The organism is Nocardiopsis listeri (genome assembly GCF_020741345.1).
In the GTDB taxonomy this organism is placed as follows: Bacteria; Actinomycetota; Actinomycetes; order Streptosporangiales; family Streptosporangiaceae; genus Nocardiopsis; species Nocardiopsis listeri_A.
In genome coordinates this window covers 1-18930 of record NZ_DYZD01000371.1, presented here as the reverse complement: position 1 = coordinate 18930, position 18930 = coordinate 1, and the positions used below count along the sequence as shown (strand labels likewise).

Here is an 18930-nt window from a genome sequence, read left to right as displayed (position 1 = left end):
CCTCAGAGCGGTGGTGGCGCGGGCCAGGTGGGATCCTCCGGTCCCAACCACCGGTGCACCTCCCCCGCCGGCAGGGCCTGCGTCAACCCGTCCAACCGACCGTGTTCGGCGATCTCGCGGGCCGCTCGCAGTGCGTGGGTGAGAGCGGTCCGCGACAGTCCCGAACCCAGACTGACCCGGCGCGCGCCCAACGCGCCCAGTTCGGCCACCGTCATCCGTGCGGCCGCGCCGGCCGCCAGCACGTTCACCGGAACCCGCACCGCGGCACAGACCGCGCCGATCGCCTCGGCGTCCGGCAACCCCGGGGCGAAGACCACGTCCGCTCCGGCACGTTCGAAGGCCCGCAGCCGGGCGATGGTGTCCTCCAGGTCCGGGCGCCCGTGCAGGAAGTTCTCCGCCCGGGCGGTCAGCGTGAAACGGAACGGCAGCGCCCGGGCCGCCTCGACCGCGGCCTCGACGCGCTCCACGGCCCGACCCAAAGGGCGGATCGGCATCGAGGCGTCACCGGTGGCGTCCTCCACCGAACCACCGACCACCCCGGTTCCGCCCACACGGGTGATGGTCCGGGCGACCTCGGTCGGGGTGTCACCGAACCCACCCTCCAGGTCCGCCGAGACCGGCAGGGTCGTGGCCGCCGCGATCGCCGCCGCGTTGCCCAGGGTCTGTCCCAGTCCCACCGCGCCGATGCCGTCGTGGTGGCCCAGCGAGTGCGCCAGCCCGGCGCTGGTGGTGCCCAGGGCGGCGAACCCCGCGGCCTCCAGCAGCCGGGCCGAACCGGCGTCCCAGGCGTTGGCCAGCACGAACACGCCCGGCCCTTGATGGAGTGCGTGGAAACGCTCGCCCCGCTCACGCAGGGCCCGATCGGTGTTGTCCATGGTTCCTTCTACCGCCCCGCAACGACACTCGCACCCCCTTTTCTCGATGATCGGGCGGGCAGCCCCACGAGCACGCTCACCGAGGCGATCGCCACCGCTCTACGGAAGTGACCGTTCAGTCCTGTTCGTCGAAGACCTCCTGGGCGACGGCGAAGGCCTTGTTGGCGGCCGGTACCCCGCAGTAGACGGCGGCCTGCAAGAACACCTCGCCGACCTCGTCCGGGCTCAACCCGTTGCGCAGCGCGGCGCGCACGTGCATGGCCAGTTCGCCCCAGTGCCCCTTGGCGACCAGGGCGGTCAGCACCATGCAACTGCGGGTGCGCCGGTCCAGCCCAGGGCGGGTCCAGATCTCACCCCAGGCGTACCGGGTGATCAGGTCCTGGAAGGGTTCGGTGAACTCGGTCTTGCGCGACTCGGCCCGGTCCACGTGGGTGTCACCGAGCACGCTCCGGCGCACCCGCATGCCTGCGGCGTGCCGGTCCGCGGCGGTCAGGTGTTCGGTGATGAGGGTGTTGACGCGGTCGGCCCGCTCCCAGGAGAGCAGGTGCGCGGCCCCCTCCAGCACCACGGAGCGGGCCCCGGGAATGCGTTCGGCCAGCAGCGCGCCGTGCTCTTCGGGCGGGGTGGAGGGGTCCTGAGCCCCGGAGATCACCAGGGTCGGGGCCAAGACGCGATGCAGGTCCTCGCGGGTGTCGTGGCCCTCGATGGCCCCGCAGCAGCCCGCGTACCCCTGGTCGGGGGTGGCCACGATCCGGTCGCGCAGCATGCGGACCTCCTCGGAGTGCCCCTCGACGAAGCCCGGGGTGAACCAGCGTTCCACCACGGCGTCGGCCAGGGCGGCGGTGCCCTTCTCCTTCACCGTGGCGGCGCGGTCGCGCCAGTTCTGCGCCGGACCCATGTGGGGGGAGGTGGCCAGCAGGACGAGGCGGTCGATCCGTTCGGGGGCGTTGATCGCCAGCCACTGGCCGACCATCCCGCCGATGGACAGACCCGCGTAGTGGGCGCGCTCGATGCCGAGCCGGTCCAGCAGGGCCAGCACGTCCCCGCCCAGGTCGGCCATGCTGTACGGAGCCTCGGGGACGGGCGAGTCCCCGTGTCCGCGATGGTCGATCCGGATCACCCGGAAGTTCGTGGACAGGGCCTGGACCTGAGGCGCCCACATGTCCAGGGTGGTGCCGAGGGAACCCCCCAGGACCAGGGGCGGTGCGTCCGCCGGGCCGCTCACGGTGTGGTGGAGTTCAACGCTCATGGATTTCCTTCTTCGCTGTCGGTACGCCCTGCCCGGGCGGTCCCGTCCGGGCCGCCCCACCCGTGACCCGGTCGGTGAACACGGGGGCGGCGCCCAGGTAGGCGGCCGGGTCGAGCAGGGCACGGACCTGTTCGGATGTGCGCAGCCCCTCGAGGCGTTCGGTGACCGTGTCGACGAGGTCCCTGTCCTGGCCCACGGCCTCCCGGCAGGCCTCGGTGACCCGGCGGTGGGCCTCCATGCGTCCCAGGTCGGGGGTCAGGTCGGTGGTCAGGCGTTCGCTCAGGGCCAGGCCGCCGGTGAGGTCGAGATTGGCGCGCATGCGGTCGGGGTGCACATGCATGCGTTCGACGCCGGTGCGCAGCCAGGACACGGCCGAACCGGCCCGGCGCAACAGGTCGGTCAGGGGCAGCCACTCGCAGTGCCAGGAGCCGGCCGCGCGCTGGTGTTCCTGAATCTGCGCGGCCAGGAGGGTGGCGACCAGCCCGGGGGCCTGTCGGGCGTTGGCCAGGGCGGAGACCGCCGCGACCGGATTGCGTTTGTGCGGCATCGTGGAGGACCCGCCGACCCCGGCACCACCCTCCTCGGTGACCTCCCCGACCTCGGTCTGGGCGAGCAGGACCACGTCCTGGGCCACCGTGCCCGCCGCGCCGCACACCCGCCCCAGTGCGGCGGCGATCTCGACGATGCGCCCGCGTTCGGTGTGCCAGGGAAGCGGAGGCTCGGGCAGCTCCAGACGCGCGGCGTAGGCGGCGGCCACGTCGGGTCCGTGCGGGTCCAGGGAGGCAAGGGTGCCCACCGCGCCACCGAACTGGGCGGCCAAGTGGTGGGTGAGGACCTCGTCGAGCCGTCGTGCCGCGTCGGCCAGCCCCTGGGCCCAACCGGCGGCGACGGCGCCGAAGGTCGTGGGCAGGGCCTGTTGGAGGAGGGTGCGCCCGGGCATGGGGGTGTCGCGGTGTCGGTGGGCCAGGTCCCGAAGGTCGGCGTTCAACAGGAGCAGGTCCGCGTGCAGCGCACGGCCGGCCCGGCGCACCACCAGCATGGCGGCGGTGTCCATGATGTCCTGGCTGGTGGCGCCGCGGTGTACGTGCCGGGCGGCTTCGGGGTCGCCCTCACCGACCCGCGCGGTCAGTTCCTTGACCAGGGGGATGACGGGGTTGCCCCCGCCGGCGGCCGCCGCCCCCAGGGCCACGGGATCGTAGCGGTCGGCGACGCAGGCCGCGGCGACGGCGCCGGCCTGCTCGACGGTGATGAGCCCGACCTCGGCCAACGCCCCGGACAAAGCGGACTCGGCGTCGAGCAGGGCACGCAGCCAGGCGGCGTCATCGGTGAGCGGACCCACGGGGCCCCGGTCGAGAACCCCGTCGAACAGGCCGGTCATGGCGGTTTCCTCGCTGCGCTCAGATGTCGAAGAAGACGGTCTCGTCCTCGCCCTGCAGGCGGATGTCCAGGCGGTAGCCGTCGTCCTCCCGGTGGGCGATGAGGGTGGCGCGCGCCCGCGGATCCTCGATGCCCTTCAACACCGGGTCCTGGGCGTTGGCGCTCTCCTCCTCCGGAAAGTACAGGCGGGTGACCACCCGGTGCAGCATGCCACGCGCGAAGACCGACACGTCCACGTGCGGGGCCTGGTCCCCGGTGGGCCCGGGGACGGGGCCGGGTTTGAGGGTGAGGATGGCGTAGGAGCCGGTGTCGTCGGTGGGGCAGCGACCGAATCCCCGGAAACCGGGCAGGCTCTTGGCCCCGCGGGGGTCGTCGGGGTGGTCGAAGCGGCCTTCGGGGTCGGCCTGCCAGGTCTCGATCAGGGCGTCGGTGACCGGTGCGCCCGCGCCGTCGTAGACGATGCCGCGCAGCCACACGGCGCCCGGGGTGTCCTCGGCGACCGCGAAGGGACCGTCGGGCCAGGGCAGGCCGATGTGCAGGTAGGGGCCCACGGTCTGGGACGGGGTGGTGGGATGGGTGCTCACTCGTCGTCCTCCAGGACCTCTTCCTCGGACTCGAACGGGGTCTGTTCGCGACCGCGCAACACGATGTCCCACCGATAGGACAGGGCCCACTCGGGTTCGGTGGTGTCGTAGTCGAAGCGGGCGAGCATGCGCTCGCGGGCCTTCTCGTCCGGGACCGACCGCCACATGGGGTCCTGGAAGAAGAGCGGGTCGTCGGGGAAGTACATCTGCGTGACCAGACGCTGGGTGAAGGCGCGACCGAACAGCGAGAAGTGGATGTGGGCGGGACGCCAGGCGTTCTGGTGGTTCTTCCAGGGGTAGGCGCCCGGGCGGATGGTGACGAACCGGTAGCGTCCCTGGTCGTCGGTGAGGAGGCGGCCCACACCGGTGAAGTTGGGGTCCAGGGGGGCGGGCCAGTTGTCGCCGGTGTGCCGGTAGCGGCCTCCGGCGTTGGCCTGCCAGATCTCCACGAGCGTGTGCGGGACGGGGCTGCCGTCGCTGTCGCGGACCTGACCGTGCACGATGATGCGCTGGCCTTGGGGTTCGTCGTCGTGTTGGCGGGTCAGGTCGTGGTCGTCGGGATTCAGCCGGTCATCGCCCAGGACCGGTGAGGTGATCTCGGTGAGCATGTGCGGGAGCAGGGTGAGCGGGCGCCGGGGATGACGCAGCGAGGTGCTCTTGTAGAACGGGTAGTCCAGCGAGGGATGGGTGTCGTGGTCGCGCACGTAGCCGGGCACGCGCAGACCCTCGTGGGAGGTGTCGGACATGGTGCTGTTCCTTTCAGGCGTGCCCGTTCAGGCGTGCAGGACGACGGCCAGCCCCTGACCGACCCCGATGCACAGGGCGGCCAATCCCCAGCCACCACCGTTGCGGCGCAGTTGGTGGGCCAGTGAACCGATGACGCGCGCCCCCGAGGCACCGAGGGGGTGACCGATGGCGATGGCGCCGCCGTTGGGGTTGACGATGTCGGGGTCCAGCCCCTTCCAGCTGCGGACGCAGGCCAAGGACTGGGCGGCGAAGGCCTCGTTGAGTTCGACCACCGAAAGGTCGGACCAGGTGATGCCCGCGCGTTCCAGGGCGATCTCGGCGGCGCGCACGGGACCGATGCCGAACACGTCGGGGTCGACCCCGGCCACGCCCCGGCTGACCAGGCGGGCCAGGGGCTCGTGTCCGGTGGCGCGGACCGCGGCGTCGTCGCCCAGCAGCAGGGCGGCCGCGCCGTCGCTGAGAGGAGAGGCGTTGCCGGCGGTGATGGTGCCCTCCTCACGGAAGGCGGGTTCGAGGCGGGCGAGCTTTTCGAGGGAGGTGTCGCGGATGCTCTCGTCGCGTTCCAGGTGGGCGCCCTCGACCTGGACGACCTCGTCGTCGAAGACACCCTTGTCCCAGGCCTGGGCGGCCTTGGTGTGGCTGGCCAGGGCGAAGGCGTCCTGGTCGGCGCGGTCGACGCCGTACCGGTCGGCGAGTTTTTCGGTGCTCTCCCCCAGCGACAGCGTCCACTCCTTGGGCATGCGCGGGTTGACCATGCGCCAGCCCAGGGTGGTGGAGTACAGGGTGCCTTCGGTGGCGGGGAAGGCCTTGGCGGGTTTGGGCACCACCCAGGGGGCGCGGCTCATGGACTCCACTCCCCCGGCCAGGACCAGGGAGGCGTCGCCGGTCTGGACGGCGCGGGCGCCCTGGACGGCCGCCTCCATCCCGGAGCCGCACAGTCGGTTGACGGTGGCCCCGGGCACGGAGGTGGGAAGGCCGGCCAGGAGAGTGGCCATGCGAGCGACGTTGCGGTTCTCCTCACCCGCGCCGTTGGCGTTGCCGAGCAGGACCTCGTCGAGGGTGGCGGGGTCCAGGTCGGGCGCACGCCCGATCAGGGCGCGGACCACGTGGGCGGCCAGGTCGTCGGGGCGGGTGCCCGACAGGGCCCCGCCGTACCGGCCGAAGGGGGTGCGGACGGCGTCGAGAACGTGGACGTCGGTCACCGGTGTCTCCTGAGGTTTGTGGCGTACGTTTACCTAACGTCGTTAGGTAAACGGTATCGGGTCAGGGTCGGGCCGCACCGGTCAGGGAGCGCAACACGGACAGTTCGGCACCGGTGGGCTCGGGGGTGCGCCGTGGATCCTCGGCCACCCGCAGGTCCCAACCGGTGGCCTCGCGCACGTCGGCGACCTCCACACCCGGATGCACGCCCACCAGGGTGAGCTCGCGGGTGACCGGGTCGGGTTCGAGTACGCCAAGGTCGGTGATGACCCGCACCGGCCCGGCGCCGGTGAGCCCCAGCCGCTCCCGATCACCGGGGCCGGCACCGTGCCCGACCGAGGTGACGAAGTCGACCTTCTCGACGAAGGCCCGCCGACCATGGCGCATGATCACGATGACCTCACGACAGGAGGCGGCGATCTCGGGGGCGCCGCCCGCTCCGGGCAGGCGCACCTTGGGATCGGCGTAGTCGCCGATGACGGTGGTGTTGATGTTGCCGTAGCGGTCGATCTGGGCGGCGCCGAGGAAACCGACGTCGATCCGACCGGCCTGGAGCCAGTAGTTGAACACCTCGGGCACCGACACGACCGTGTCGGCGGTGTCGGCGAGGATCCCGTCACCGATGGACAGTGGCAGGTGGTCCGGGGAGGCGCCCAGGGTTCCCGACTCGTAGATCATCCACAGGTCGGGTGCGTGGGTGCGGCTCGCCACGTTGGCGGCGGTGCTGGGCAGGCCGATGCCGACGAAACAGGACATGCCATCACGCAGCGAGCGCGCGGCGGTAACGGTCATGATCTCGTCGGAGGTCCAGGTCAGGGTGGTCATGCGCCTTTTCCCACGGGTTCGGGGTCGGAGGTCGATGGAGCGTCGGAGCCGGTGGGTCCGGTGAGTTCGGCCAGCCATGCACCGAAGGCCTCACGGTCGCGCCCCACCGCGTCCCAGTCCCTGTAGGCGGAGTTGTCGCGCTCGTAGTAACCGTGGGCGTAGGAGGGGGCGGCGCCACCGGGGACCACGCTGACCGCGTCCACGACCCGAGCCGGAAGGATCACCTGGCCGGGCACGGGTTCGAGTTCGTCGACGAGCTCCTCCACGGTGACCAGGACCCGGTCGGCGGCCATGGCGGCCTCCTTTTGGATCCCGGTGATGCCCCACAGTTGCACGTTGCCGGCGGCGTCCGCACGCTGGGCGTGGATGACGGTGACGTCGGGGTTGAGCGCGGGGACCGCGGCCAGCTCCTGGCCGGTGAAGGGGCAGGTGATCGTCTTGATGTGGGGGTTGTTGCCGATCAGATCGGTGCCGCTGTAGCCGCGCAGCACGGCGAAGGGGAGCCCGGAGGCGCCCGCGACGTAGCGGTTGGCCATCCCGGCGTGGCTGTGCTCCTCGATCTCCAACGGCACGGGCCAGGAATGGGTGACGGCGTCCCGGAAACGGTGGAGTGAGCCGACCCCGGGGTTGCCGCCCCAGGAGAAGACGAGCCTGCGTGCGCAACCGGCGCCGATGAGCTGGTCGTAGACGATGTCGGGCGTCATCCGCACCAGGGTGAGGTCGCGCAGACCCTGTCGGATGATCTCGTGCCCGGCGGCCACGGGGATGAGGTGGGTGAAGCCTTCCAGGGCGACGGTGTCGCCGTCGTGGACGAGCTGCCCGACCGCCTCGTCCAGGGGCACGGCCATAACTACCCTCCCGTTCGTATAGCGAATGCATGTTCACAGTGCGAACATCTTGGGTACGACAGTAGCGCCGGGCCCAGGACGGGTCAAGAGACCCACCATGTGTTCGGCATGAGAACATCGTCCGTGGGCCGAGCAGCGCCCGACGGCGGAACGCACCCGACCCCCCGACCCGGAAGGCTCAATGACCACCGAAGACGCGCCAGAACGCGGAGCCCACTTCGTCCAGTCCCTGGAACGGGGGCTGACGGTCATTCGCGCTTTCTCCGCCGAACGACCCTCCATGACCCTCAGCGAGGTCGCCCGCGCCACCGACCTCACCCGTGCGGCCGCCCGACGCTTCCTGCTCACCCTGGTGGACCTGGGCTATGTGCGCACCGACGGGCGCATGTTCTGCCTGACCCCGCGCGTGTTGGAGCTGGGCTACGCCTACGTGGCCTCCGCCGGACTACCCGACGTCGCCCAACCCCACCTGGAGGACCTCTCCCGGCTCGTGCGCGAGTCCGCCTCCGTATCGGTGATGGAGGGTGATGACGTCCTCTACGTGGCCCGCGTCGCCACCACCCGGATCATGGCCGTGGCCATCACCGTGGGCACCCGCTTCCCCGCCGCGGCCACCTCCATGGGCCGTGTCCTGCTGGCCGGGTTCGACGAGGCCGCCCTCACCGGCTACCTGGACCGGGTCGAACTCCAGCCCCTGACCCGCTTCACCATCACCGACACCGCACGGCTGCGTTCGGAGATCCTCAAGGTGCGCGAACAGGGTTACGCCATCGTCGACCAGGAACTGGAGGAAGGACTCCGCTCCCTGGCAGCGCCCATCCGCGACACCGACGGCAAGGTCATCGCCGCCGCCAACGTCTCCGCCCACGCCAACCGTTCCTCCATCGACGACGTGCGCCGTGACCTGCTGCCCGCGCTGTTGGAGACCACCACCCGCATCGAGGCCGACCTGGCCGCCGTGGCCCACCGCGACGCCGCCCGCTGAGGCCCCGAACCCGGCGACGACACGACCACGCGAAAACGGGTCACGCCGCCGGTGAACTGACACCATGGCGGGTAATCCGGCCCTGGCGCCGCTTCGGAAGGGACACCGTGACCGACGCACACACCACCCCCATCGCACGGCAGGCGGGCACACTCACATTGGGCGGCGACCTGCACGTCCATCGCCTGGGATTCGGGGCGATGCGCATCGTCGGCGATGGTGTGTGGGGTCCGCCCCGCGACCGCGACGAGGCCCTGGCCGTACTGCGCCGCGTCGTCGAACTGGGCATCGACTTCATCGACACCGCCGACTCCTACGGGCCCCAGATCAGTGAGCAGCTCATCAAGGAGGCCCTGTACCCCTACCCCGAGGACCTGGTCATCGGCACCAAGGCCGGGTTCGCCCGCACCGGCCCCTCCGAGTGGCACAAGCTGGGTCGCCCCGCCTACCTCAAACAGCAGGTGGAGCTGAGCCTGCGCAATCTGGGCCTGGAGCGCATCGACCTGCTGCAACTGCACCGGATCGACCCCGAGGTGCCGCTGGCCGACCAGCTCGGCGCCCTGGTGGAGCTGCGCGAAGAGGGCAAGATCCGCCACATCGGGCTGAGCGAGGTGAGTGTGGACGAGCTCTCGGCGGCCCGCGCCATCACCCCGGTCGCCTCTGTGCAGAACCAGTACGCCCCTTCCTTCCGTCAGTCCGAGGACGTGCTCGAACAGTGCGAGAAGGACGGGATCGCGTTCCTGCCCTGGGCCCCGGTCGGGCGCGGGGAGATGGCCTCACCGGACTCCCCGCTCGCCTCGATCGCCGCCGAACACGATGTCAGCCCGGTTCGGCTGGCACTGGCCTGGCTGTTGCACCGCTCCCCCGTGATGCTGCCGATCCCGGGAACTTCGAGGGTTGCGCATCTGGAGGAGAACACGGCCGCGGCCGCGGTACGGCTCTCCGAGGAGGAGGTCGAGCGGATCAGCCGCTTCCTGTCCTAGCCTCGCGCACGGCACGGACCTCGGCGATCACGCGCGCGGCCGCGACGTCGGGGTCCTCGTGCTCCCACACACGCACCACCCGCCACCCCTCCTCGTTGAGTCGGGCGTCGGTGTCGGCGTCCCGGGCCCGGTTGAGGCGCACCTTCTCGGCCCAGTAGCCGGCGTTGGTGACGGCCTTGGTGTGGTGTTCGGGGCAACCATGCCAAAAGCAACCGTCGACGAACACCGCGACCTTGATCCGGGTGAACACCAGGTCGGCCGTGCGCCGGAACCCCGCCAAAGGCCGAGCGGAGACCCGGTAGCGCAACCCGGCCGCGTGTACCCTGCGGCGGATCGCCAGCTCCGGTCGTGTGTCACGCCCCTTGTTGGAGCGCATGCTCTTGCGGGTGCCCTCGTTCGCCGCTCGTGTCGGCCGTCGCGCGTCCATCGCCTTCGATCCTAACGATCCGCCCATGCGAGACGGCCCATCCATCATCGGCTCCTCGAAGACTTCCAGGCCGACCGGACCTGTCGAGGCGAGCGGCTCCTTCCGACCGTGAACGGCCGAGATACCTGGCTGGAGTATCTTGAACCTCATGCTCACGGACCACTCGATCACCATCGTCGACCTGTTCTCGGGGTGTGGCGGGCTCACCGCGGGCTTCCACTCCTACCGGGCACCAGGGCGCGACGACCCCCCTTTCCGTACCGTGGGCGCGGTCGAGCACGACCTGGCGGCGGCCTCCACCTACGCGGCCAACTTCGGCGAGCACACCGGCACCGAGCGCATCCACGCCGGTGACATCGAGGCCTGGGAGCCCGGTGTGGTCCAAGAAGAAGTGGACGTCATCCTGGGCGGCCCGCCCTGCCAGGGGTTCTCGGCGCTGAACAAGAAGAACCTGCTCCACGACCAGGGCGACGCCCGCAACGTGCTCTGGCGTGAGTACGTGCGGGTGGTGCGGGCCCTGCGTCCCAAGGTGTTCGTGATCGAGAACGTGGCGCGGTTCCTGGACTCTGGGGAGTACGCGCTGTTGCGCGCCGAGACCGAGGACCCGGGCGGGCTGCTGGGCGAGTACGAACTGACCGAGGCCCGGGTTCTGAACGCGGCCGACTACGGGGTCCCCCAGGCCCGCCGTCGGGCCATCGTGCTGGCCACCCGACGGGACGTGCTCGCCGCCACCCCCCATGGGCTGGGCCTGGACTACCCCCGCCCCACGCACACCCGCATCCGCCGAGGCGGCCCCCTGCCCGGACAGGCCGAATCCGTCGTGGGCGGCGGTGCTCCGTTGTTGCCGTGGGAGACGGTCGAGTCGATCTTCGCCAAGACCCCGCGCACGACCGCCACGACCGAGCTGCCCACGCGTTCCTGCGCACCGCTGGGGGTCCGACTTCCCGGGGCCTACCGGACCTTCGAGCTGCATCTGGGGCGCAACCCCCGGCCCCTGTCGCGCCTGCGCTATGAGGCGATCCCGCCCGGGGGCAACCGCAACGACCTGCCGCCGGAGTTGTCCACGCGAGCCTGGCTGCGACACCGGAGCGGGACCGGTGACGTCATGGGCCGCCTGCGCTCGGACCGCCCCTCGGTCACCATCCGCACCGAGTTCTTCAAACCCGAGAAGGGGCGCTACCTGCACCCCAGTGAGCACCGGCCGATCACGCACATGGAGGCCGCCCACATCCAGGGTTTCGACGAGGACTTCCGTTGGTGCGGGAGCAAGCTGCAGATCGCCCGCCAGATCGGCAACGCCGTGCCCGTGGGGTTGGCCTCGGCGTTGGCCGGCCAGGTGTACCGGTACTTGGTGGGGGCGGGCGTGGTGGCCGACCCCTTGCGCCGAACCTCGTCCTGAGCCGGCGCGATCATGGGCGGGGCGGCGAGCCGTCACGGCGAAGGGTCCGTCGATGCCTCCGGCGGACCCCGTGCCTGTGCAAGGTGGGACTATCCCGGTCGCAGGCGGAAGACCTGCAAACGCATGTTGTAATACTTCTCGGTCTCGCCGACCCATTCCATGCCGAGTCTTCGGGCCACCGCGATGGCTCTCTCGTTCTTGGGCCGGGCGACCGCGAACACCTCCTCGATGCCCTGCTCGAAGGCCCAGGCGATGATGGCCCGGCTGGCCTCGGTCGCATACCCCTGGCCCCACACCTCCGGCCGAAGGGCCCAGGTCAGTTCGAAGTCCTCCTCGAAGGGCGGGAGCAGCTTCAGTGAAAGCCCTCCCACCAGCTCTCCGTCCTCCTTACGAACGATCGCCCAGCGCCCGGCGGGTGGGATCAGGTTCGGTCCCGCCTCGATCCAGGCGTGGAGCACCGAGCGCATGGCGCTGTTGTCGGTCACCGGTTGCCATTCCGGCGTCAGCCAGTGCGCGACCTCGTCGGCCCCGTACACCCGCAGGGCCGCTTCGGCGTCGTCCAGCTCCCACTCCCTGATCAGGAGTCGGTCGGTTGGCAGCTCAAGGCTCATATCACAACGTTAGCGCCATACGAACCACCGGCACAGGGGGGCTACCGGATGAGTACGAATCCCTTGCCCCGCAGGGCGCGGACCGGGGGGATCCGACCAGGGGAGCTTTCCGTGACCCCCTTCACACGGAGCGCGTCGGTCGCTAGGGTTCCAATCTGGGAGCGCTCCCAACCCCTTGTCCCGACTCTGCCCCCGACTCCGACCCGCCAGGAGTGAACGAGAGATGACAACACCACGCACGGCCGTGGGAGCCGTGACCGCGGCGACGCTGGGCCTGCTCCTCGCAGGCTGCGCCTCACCCGTACAGACCGTCTCCCACGCCGAGGAGGCACCGGATGTGACCCGGGAGAGCGGGTTCTACGTCAACCCCGAGACCTCCGCGGCCCAATGGGTGGCCGACAACCCCGACGACCCGCGGGCCGCGCTCATCGAGGAGCGCATCGCGGGTGTGGCCCAGGCGACCTGGTTCGCCGACCACGACCCCGGCACCATCGAGGCCGAGGTGGACGCCCTGGCCTCGGCCGCCGAGGCCGACGGCACCGTGCCGGTCATGGTCGTCTACAACGTCCCCGGCCGGGACTGCGGCAACCACAGCGACGGCGGCGCCCCCGACCACGAGTCCTACCGCGCCTGGATCGACTCCTTCGCCGCCGGCCTGGACGGTCGCCCCGCCACCATCGTGATCGAACCCGACGCCCTGTCGCTCATGGGCACCTGCGAGGGCCAACCACCCGCCGAGGTCATGGACTCCATCGCCTACGCCGGCGGCACCCTGCGCGAGGCCTCCGACCAGGCACGCGTCTACCTCGACATCGGCCACTCGGACTGGCACGCGCCCGAGGACGTCGCCGAACTGCTGCACGGCGTGGACGCGGGCCAAAACGCCCACGGCATCGCCACCAACACCTCCAACTACCGCACGACCGCCGACGAGGTCGCCTACGCCGAGGCCATCGTGGCCGCCTCCGGCCTGGACCTGACCGCGATCGTGGACACCAGCCGCAACGGCAACGGGCCCTCCGAGGACAGCGAGTGGTGCGACCCGCCCGGCCGCGCCCTGGGCACCGCGACCACCGCCGACACCGGCAGCCCGGTCGTGGACGCCTTCGTGTGGGTGAAGCTGCCCGGTGAGGCCGACGGGTGCGCGGGACCGGCCGGGTCCTTCATCCCCGACATCGCCTTTGAGCTGGCCGACAACACCGGAGGCTGACCGGACGCACGGCGGCCGGTTCCCGCCGTGCGAGGAAGGTCGTCGGAGCCGACGGGTTCCGGCTCCGACGACCTCCGCACCTTTACCGCAAGAATGCGGCGAAAACCCTTTCGCACAAGCGACATTTTCTTGCAATGATGTGAGGGATTCTTCCAACCGGCCTCATTGGAGTGTCCCCACATGCGGTTCAGCCACGACCCCCATCACGACGGATCCCCCGACTACCTGACCGCGAACGGGGACCGCGTCCACGTGCGGGTACGGGTGCCCGGCGGTGCCGACGGGGTGTACGCACGCGTGGTGGAGGACGGCGAGGCCGTGCTCATCGAGGCCCGTCCGGAACACCGGGCCGACGGGGTGAGCTGGTACGGCGTGGACCTGCCCCGGCTGGAGGTGGTCACCACCTACCGGTTCGCCATCGTGCGCGATCGCCACTACACCTGGCTGAACCAGGAGGGCCCGCACGACCATGAGGTCACCGACGACGGCGACTTCCGGCTCCTGGACTCCCCCGCCCCGCCCGACTGGGTGCCGGCGACCACCGTCTACCAGATCTTCCCCGACCGCTTCGCCCGCGACGACGACTCCGTCGACTCCCCGACCGACCACCCCGAGTGGGCCGTGCCCCGGGACTGGGACCACGAACCCGCCGGGTCCGGCCTCCTGGCGTCCCGGGAGTTCTACGGCGGCACCCTGGAGGGGGTGCGGCGGCACCTGGACCACCTGGCCGACCTGGGCGCCGAGGTGGTGTACCTGACCCCCTTCTTCCCCGCCGGGTCCACCCATCGCTACGACGCCTCCTCCTTCGACGAGGTCGATCCCTGGTTGGGCGGCGACGCGGCACTGACCGCCCTGGTGCGTGAGGCGCACGCGCGCGGCATGCGGGTGATGGGCGATCTGACCACCAACCACACCGGCGACGAGCACGAGTGGTTCCTGGCCGCCAAGGCCGACGCCGACTCGCCCGAGGCCGGCTTCTACCACTTCACCTCTCACCCCGAGGAGTACGTGAGCTGGCTGGGAGTGCGCTCCCTGCCCAAGCTCGACTACACCGACGGCGAGCTGCGCGAGCGCGTGTACGGGGCCGATGACTCGGTCCTGGTCTCGCGCCTGGTCGGTGAGGATCCGCTGGACGGGTGGCGGATCGACGTGGCCAACATGACCGGTCGCCTGGGCGCGCTGGACCTCAACCACGAGGTCTCCGGCGAGATCGCCGCACGTATGCGCGAGACCGCCCCACGGGCCTGGTTGCTGGCCGAGCACTTCTACGACGCCGGACCGGACACCCGACACGACGGCTGGCACGGTGTGATGAACTACGCCGGGTTCACCCGTCCGGTGTGGGCGTGGTTGAACACCGGCCCCGAGGGGGTTCGGTACGCGGCCACCCACACCTCGGCCCCGCTGCCCTCCAGTGGGGCCGCCGAAGCGGTGCGGGCGCTGCGGGCCGCCAACGCGGGGCTGCCCTGGCGGGTGCGCACGCACAGCGTGAACGCGCTGAGCACCCACGACTCGGCGCGTTTTCGCACCGTGGTGGGCGACGCGGTGCGCCAGACGGTGGGCGTGGCCGCCCAGGCCACGCTGCCCGGGGTTCCGTTCGTGTTCGCCGGTGACGAGATCGGACTGCTGGGGCGCGATGGGGAGAACTCACGCCGCACGATGCCCTGGCACCGGACCGAGGACTGGGACACCGAGGTGCTGGCGGCCCACCGTCGACTGTTGGCGCTGCACCGAGAGGTGCCGGCGCTGCAGTCGGGCGGTCTGCGCTGGTTGGACTCCGGTGAGCACCACATGACGTTCCTGCGCACCCTGGGCGAGCAGGTGGTGCTGGTGCACCTGACCGATGGACCGCACGAAGAGGTGGGTTGTGCCCTGGACGACCTGGACGCCCGGGACCTGAAGGTGGTCGAGGGCGACGGCGGGGTCAAGGCCCGCCTGGACGGCGAGGTGGCGCTGGAGGCCGACGGCCCGGGGTTCGTCGTGGCCGTGGGCACCGGCACCCTGCCCACCATCGGCTGAGGGGCCTCGGACACGGGCGGCACGGGTCCTTCCCAGGACGCGCGCGAGTCGAACCTCAGCGCTCCCGGCGCCGGTTGAGACGTGCCGCCCGGCGCGTCAGGTGTTCGCGTTCGGCCAGGTTGGTGGCCCTGTGGGCGGCTTCGGCGTACAGCCGGGCCGCCGTGTCCAGGTCGCCGGCACGCTCACGCAGATGCGCCGCCACCGCGCTGTGGCGGGGCAGCGACTCGTCCAGCCCGGCGAGCGCCGCCAGACCGGCGTCCGGACCCTCGGCCTCACCGACGGCCACCGCTCGGTTCAGCCGCACCACCGGGCTCCCGTTCAGTCGTACGAGTTCGTCGTACCACTCCACGATCTGCGCCCAATCGGTCTCCTCGGCCCTGGGCGCGTCGGCGTGCAGGGCGGCGATGGCGGCCTGGGCCTGGTACTCGCCCAACCGGTCCCGGGCCAGGGCCGCCTGCAGGATCCCGACCCCCTCGGAGATCGCCCCGGTGTCCCAAAGACGCCGATCCTGTTCGGCGAGCGGTACCAGTGCCCCCTCGGGTGTGATCCGCGCGGAGCGCCTGGCGTGGTGCAACAGCATGAGGGCGAGCAGCCCGGCCGACTCCGGGTGGTCCAAGGCGGTGTGGAGTCGGCGGGTGAGTCGGATCGCCTCGGCGGCGAGATCGACCTCGCCGGAGTAGCCCTCGTTGAAGACCAGGTAGAGGACGCGCAGCACGGTGGCAGCGTCACCGGGACGGTCCAGGCGCACCCCGGCCACGGTGCGCTTGGCCCGGCTGATGCGCTGGGCCATGGTCGTCTCGGGCACCAGGTAGGCGTGGGCGATCTGACGGGTGGTCAATCCCCCGACCGCGCGCAGGGTGAGCGCGATCGCCGACGAGGGGGTCAGCGACGGGTGGGCGCACAGGAAGTACAGCCGGAGTGTGTCGTCCACCGCGGACGCCGACCCCGGTGCCGGTTCCTCCTGGAGGATCTCCTCTCGTCGACGGCGGGCGCTCTCGGAGCGCGCCGCGTCGAGGAACCGGCGCCAGGCCACGGTGACCAGCCACCCCTTGACGTCCCGGGGCGGGTCGGTGGGCCACACGCGAAGGGCTTCGACCAGGGCGTCCTGCACGGCGTCCTCGGCCGCCGCGAAGTCGGCTCCGCGGCGGACCAGGATCGTCAGGACGCTCGGGGTGAGGCTGCGCAGCAGGACCTCGTCCACCGGCTCAGTCCTCGATGGTGGGCGGCTCGGTCAGGAACGGGCGCAGCTCCAGCCACTCATGGACGGGCTGCCCGCCGGCCCCGGGGGCCGCCGACAGCTCCGCGGCCAGTTCCAGGGCGCGTTCACGACTGTCGACGTCGATGACCATCCACCCGGCGATGAGGTCCTTGGTCTCGGCGAAGGGGCCGTCGGTGACCGGCGGCCGACCCTCGCCGTCGTAGCGCACGAACGTGCCCTCGGGGGCCAGGGCCTGGGCGTCGACGAACTCCCCGGTCTCCTCCAACCGGTCGGCGAAGTCGCGCATGTACCGCACGTGCGCTGAGATCTCCTGCGACGTCCACTGGTCCATGGGCACGTCGTTGACCGCCGCCGGAGCGCCCCGGTAGTGCTTGAGCAACAGGTACTTGGCCATGGTGTTCCTCCTCGCTCTGCGCGACCCATGATGGTCGCGTTCACCCCTGGGACGAAGCGGGCCACGGGTTCTCGACATCCGCGTGAAGGTTTTTTTCCAGAGCCGGTCGTGGGCCCACCGCGCCACCACCGGGGGAGGGCCTGTGGACGAGTCCCGGGGCTCAGGGCAGGACGGCCTGGATGTCCTTGGTGATGCGGGCGACCAGATCACCGGTACGACCGGTGAAGTAGAAGTGGCCACCGGGCAGGGTGTGGTGGGCGAAGTCTCCTTGGACGTGGTCGGCCCAGCCGGACAGGCGCTCCGGTGTCATGCCGAGGTCTTCGGCGCCCCCGAAGACCGACAGCGGGACGTTCAGGGGCTCGGCTCCGGGGTCGGGGCTCCAGGTGTCGACCACCTGCAGGTCGGCGCGGACCAGCGGTTCGACGTAGGCCCACAGTTCGGGGTCCTCCAGCGCGTGGCGCGGGGTACCGCCCATCGCGGCGATGGCCTCACGCAGACGCCCGGAAGGTACTCGGTGCCGGGGTTCGGCGCGTTCGGGGCCGGGGACGGGGCTCCAGGCGGAGGCGCCCAACCAGGTGGGCGGGGTTTCGGTCAGGCGTCGGGTCATCTCGTAGGCGAGCAGGGCGCCCATGCTGTGTCCGAACAGCCCGTAGGGGCGGTCGAGCTCGGGGCGCACGATGTCGCACAGGTGATCGGCCAGGGATCCGGCCTCGCGGAAGGGTTCCTCGCCTGACCTGCGTGCCCGCCCGGGGGCGTCCACCAGGCAGATCTCCCAGTCGGAGGGAAAGTGCCGGACCCACCCGCGGTACCCCAGGTGCGAGCCGCCCGCGTGGTGCAGGACGAAGAGCCGGAAACGGCTGTGGGGTATGGGTCTGAGCCGGGTCAGGGCGCCCTCGTACACGGGTCTGCTCGCCTTCCTACTTACGGGTAACAAAGCGAACCTACCAGTCGGTAATAATTTTCGGACCACCGGGAGCACCCACCCGCCTCCTCCCCGTGACCGAACTCGCATACGCCCCTCACCGCCCCGGAACTTTCTCGACACCGGACCGCAACGGCCCTACCACCCCGCCTGCCCGCCCCACCCGGGCACCTACACCCGGAAACCATCGGTGTCCCCGAACCGAAGCGCCGAAAAGCCCTCCCCTTCACGGGAACCCCACACCCGCCCTGAGCGACATGAGTGGTCGAGCACCGATCACCACGCTTTGGAGGCACCTCGTGGACACCCCCGGCCGACCCCCGAAACCCCCGGCCCCCGTACGACCACCGGGGGTGTGGGCGCGACTGCGCCCCCTGGTGCTGCGCCTGCACTTCTACGCCGGGGTCCTCATCGCCCCCTTCGTGGCCGTGGCCGCCATCTCCGGGCTGTTGTACGTGTGGACCCCACAACTGGAGAACGCCCTCTACCAGGACCTGCTGCGGGTCCCCGAAACCACCGAAAGCATCGACCGAACCCCGGTCCCCCTGACCCGACAGGTACGCACCGCCGAGGCGGAGTTCTCCGGTTCCCGGGCCGATTCGGTGCGCCCACCCACCGAACCCGGCGACACCACCCGGGTCCTGCTCGATGTCCCCGGCCACGACCCCGACACCCACTCGGGCGCACAGACCGCGGTGTTCGTCGACCCGTACCGGGACGAGGTCGTCGGGGTGAGCGAGAGCTACGGCACCAGCGGCGCGCTACCCGTACGCACCTGGATCAGCCGGTTCCATCGCCACCTGCACCTGGGCGAGGTGGGCCGCGTCTACAGCGAGCTCGCCGCGAGCTGGGTGTGGGTGGTGGCCCTGGGCGGGCTGGCCCTGTGGGTGGGCCGTACCCGACGCCGCCGTGCGCGCCCCACCACCGGACGCTCCCGCACCGTCTCTCGGCACGCGGTGGTGGGCGTGTGGCTGCTGGTGGGGGTGTTGATGATCTCGGCGACCGGCCTGACCTGGTCGAAGTTCGCCGGGCAGAACGTCACCGATCTGCGCGAGA

19 protein-coding genes are annotated in these 18930 nt (G+C 71.0%); 6 read left to right on the top strand and 13 right to left on the bottom strand.

Annotated features, from left to right (window positions below):
- Nucleotides 1–2 precede the first annotated feature (2 nt).
- The 8 genes from K8V84_RS19895 to K8V84_RS19860 all read right to left on the bottom strand — a co-directional run bounded on the left by K8V84_RS19895 (nt 3) and on the right by K8V84_RS19860 (nt 7705).
- Nucleotides 3–875: an isocitrate lyase/phosphoenolpyruvate mutase family protein gene (locus K8V84_RS19895; RefSeq protein WP_304077177.1), complete on the bottom strand. Its 873-nt coding sequence runs from the start codon at nt 873–875 to the stop codon at nt 3–5.
- A 115-nt stretch (nt 876–990) separates the two neighbouring features.
- Nucleotides 991–2124 carry a 3-oxoadipate enol-lactonase gene (gene pcaD, locus K8V84_RS19890; protein WP_304077175.1) on the bottom strand — a complete coding sequence of 378 codons (1134 nt, stop codon included), beginning with the start codon at nt 2122–2124 and terminating at the stop codon, nt 991–993.
- A complete protein-coding gene (gene pcaB, locus K8V84_RS19885; protein WP_304077173.1) occupies nt 2114–3502 on the bottom strand; it encodes a 3-carboxy-cis,cis-muconate cycloisomerase in 1389 nt (462 codons plus the stop codon). The genes pcaD and pcaB overlap by 11 nt, the downstream gene beginning before the upstream one ends.
- Nucleotides 3503–3521: 19 nt before the next feature.
- Nucleotides 3522–4085, bottom strand: a complete 564-nt coding sequence (pcaG, locus tag K8V84_RS19880) for a protocatechuate 3,4-dioxygenase subunit alpha (protein WP_304077171.1) — start codon at nt 4083–4085, stop codon at nt 3522–3524.
- The gene (pcaH, locus tag K8V84_RS19875; RefSeq protein WP_304077168.1) at nt 4082–4831 is read right to left on the bottom strand and encodes a protocatechuate 3,4-dioxygenase subunit beta; all 750 of its coding nucleotides are present in this window, start codon (nt 4829–4831) and stop codon (nt 4082–4084) included. Before pcaH ends, pcaG begins: the two co-directional genes overlap by 4 nt.
- A 27-nt stretch (nt 4832–4858) precedes the next feature.
- Nucleotides 4859–6034: a thiolase family protein gene (locus K8V84_RS19870; protein WP_304077166.1), complete on the bottom strand. Its 1176-nt coding sequence runs from the start codon at nt 6032–6034 to the stop codon at nt 4859–4861.
- A gap of 61 nt (nt 6035–6095) precedes the next feature.
- Entirely contained in the window at nt 6096–6857 is a 762-nt protein-coding gene (locus tag K8V84_RS19865) for a CoA-transferase subunit beta (RefSeq protein ID WP_304077164.1), read from the bottom strand.
- Nucleotides 6854–7705, bottom strand: coding sequence for a CoA transferase subunit A (locus K8V84_RS19860; protein ID WP_304077162.1), 852 nt, complete (start codon nt 7703–7705; stop codon nt 6854–6856). The genes K8V84_RS19865 and K8V84_RS19860 overlap by 4 nt, the downstream gene beginning before the upstream one ends.
- A 181-nt stretch (nt 7706–7886) precedes the next feature.
- Between K8V84_RS19860 and K8V84_RS19855 the strand changes: the two genes are divergently transcribed.
- Together K8V84_RS19855 and K8V84_RS19850 are read left to right on the top strand one after the other, a co-directional pair.
- Nucleotides 7887–8690, top strand: coding sequence for an IclR family transcriptional regulator C-terminal domain-containing protein (locus tag K8V84_RS19855; RefSeq protein WP_304077161.1), 804 nt, complete (start codon nt 7887–7889; stop codon nt 8688–8690).
- Nucleotides 8691–8797: 107 nt separating this feature from the next.
- Entirely contained in the window at nt 8798–9673 is an 876-nt protein-coding gene (locus tag K8V84_RS19850) for an aldo/keto reductase (RefSeq protein ID WP_304077159.1), read from the top strand.
- Here the strand turns inward: K8V84_RS19850 and K8V84_RS19845 are convergent.
- The gene (locus K8V84_RS19845) at nt 9654–10100 is read right to left on the bottom strand and encodes a very short patch repair endonuclease (RefSeq protein ID WP_304077158.1); all 447 of its coding nucleotides are present in this window, start codon (nt 10098–10100) and stop codon (nt 9654–9656) included. The genes K8V84_RS19850 and K8V84_RS19845 overlap by 20 nt on opposite strands.
- Nucleotides 10101–10248: 148 nt before the next feature.
- On the opposite strand from K8V84_RS19845, the gene K8V84_RS19840 reads away from it, so the two are divergent.
- Nucleotides 10249–11499: a DNA cytosine methyltransferase gene (locus K8V84_RS19840; protein ID WP_304077154.1), complete on the top strand. Its 1251-nt coding sequence runs from the start codon at nt 10249–10251 to the stop codon at nt 11497–11499.
- 89 nt (nt 11500–11588) lie between these two features.
- On the opposite strand, the gene K8V84_RS19835 is transcribed toward K8V84_RS19840, so the two are convergent.
- Nucleotides 11589–12110, bottom strand: coding sequence for a GNAT family N-acetyltransferase (locus K8V84_RS19835; protein ID WP_304077152.1), 522 nt, complete (start codon nt 12108–12110; stop codon nt 11589–11591).
- 223 nt (nt 12111–12333) lie between these two features.
- Between K8V84_RS19835 and K8V84_RS19830 the strand changes: the two genes are divergently transcribed.
- Together K8V84_RS19830 and K8V84_RS19825 are read left to right on the top strand one after the other, a co-directional pair.
- The gene (locus K8V84_RS19830; protein WP_304077151.1) at nt 12334–13320 is read left to right on the top strand and encodes a glycoside hydrolase family 6 protein; all 987 of its coding nucleotides are present in this window, start codon (nt 12334–12336) and stop codon (nt 13318–13320) included.
- 180 nt (nt 13321–13500) lie between these two features.
- Nucleotides 13501–15339, top strand: coding sequence for a glycoside hydrolase family 13 protein (locus tag K8V84_RS19825; protein WP_304077148.1), 1839 nt, complete (start codon nt 13501–13503; stop codon nt 15337–15339).
- 55 nt (nt 15340–15394) lie between these two features.
- Here the strand turns inward: K8V84_RS19825 and K8V84_RS19820 are convergent, their stop codons facing one another.
- From K8V84_RS19820 to K8V84_RS19810, 3 genes are all read right to left on the bottom strand, one after another.
- A complete protein-coding gene (locus K8V84_RS19820; protein ID WP_304077146.1) occupies nt 15395–16540 on the bottom strand; it encodes an RNA polymerase sigma factor in 1146 nt (381 codons plus the stop codon).
- Nucleotides 16541–16544: 4 nt separating this feature from the next.
- A complete protein-coding gene (locus K8V84_RS19815) occupies nt 16545–16952 on the bottom strand; it encodes a YciI family protein (RefSeq protein WP_304077143.1) in 408 nt (135 codons plus the stop codon).
- A 160-nt stretch (nt 16953–17112) separates the two neighbouring features.
- Nucleotides 17113–17853: a thioesterase II family protein gene (locus K8V84_RS19810; protein WP_304077140.1), complete on the bottom strand. Its 741-nt coding sequence runs from the start codon at nt 17851–17853 to the stop codon at nt 17113–17115.
- Between the two features lie 320 nt (nt 17854–18173).
- Here K8V84_RS19810 and K8V84_RS19805 point away from each other — a divergent pair.
- Nucleotides 18174–18930 (top strand): PepSY domain-containing protein (locus K8V84_RS19805; RefSeq protein ID WP_304077138.1); only part of this gene is annotated, 757 nt, incomplete at its 3' end.

Bases quoted from the DNA above. Each gene is read 5' to 3' on its own strand.
- K8V84_RS19825 (WP_304077148.1), top strand. From the start codon at position 13,501: ATGCGGTTCAGCCACGACCCCCATCACGACGGATCCCCCGACTACCTG.
- K8V84_RS19830 (WP_304077151.1), top strand. From the start codon at position 12,334: ATGACAACACCACGCACGGCCGTGGGAGCCGTGACCGCGGCGACGCTG.
- K8V84_RS19855 (WP_304077161.1), top strand. From the start codon at position 7,887: ATGACCACCGAAGACGCGCCAGAACGCGGAGCCCACTTCGTCCAGTCC.
- K8V84_RS19840 (WP_304077154.1), top strand. From the start codon at position 10,249: ATGCTCACGGACCACTCGATCACCATCGTCGACCTGTTCTCGGGGTGT.
- pcaD (WP_304077175.1), bottom strand. From the start codon at position 2,124: ATGAGCGTTGAACTCCACCACACCGTGAGCGGCCCGGCGGACGCACCG.
- pcaB (WP_304077173.1), bottom strand. From the start codon at position 3,502: ATGACCGGCCTGTTCGACGGGGTTCTCGACCGGGGCCCCGTGGGTCCG.
- K8V84_RS19845 (WP_304077158.1), bottom strand. From the start codon at position 10,100: ATGGACGCGCGACGGCCGACACGAGCGGCGAACGAGGGCACCCGCAAG.
- K8V84_RS19835 (WP_304077152.1), bottom strand. From the start codon at position 12,110: ATGAGCCTTGAGCTGCCAACCGACCGACTCCTGATCAGGGAGTGGGAG.
- pcaH (WP_304077168.1), bottom strand. From the start codon at position 4,831: ATGTCCGACACCTCCCACGAGGGTCTGCGCGTGCCCGGCTACGTGCGC.
- K8V84_RS19865 (WP_304077164.1), bottom strand. From the start codon at position 6,857: ATGACCACCCTGACCTGGACCTCCGACGAGATCATGACCGTTACCGCC.
- K8V84_RS19860 (WP_304077162.1), bottom strand. From the start codon at position 7,705: ATGGCCGTGCCCCTGGACGAGGCGGTCGGGCAGCTCGTCCACGACGGC.
- K8V84_RS19895 (WP_304077177.1), bottom strand. From the start codon at position 875: ATGGACAACACCGATCGGGCCCTGCGTGAGCGGGGCGAGCGTTTCCAC.
- K8V84_RS19815 (WP_304077143.1), bottom strand. From the start codon at position 16,952: ATGGCCAAGTACCTGTTGCTCAAGCACTACCGGGGCGCTCCGGCGGCG.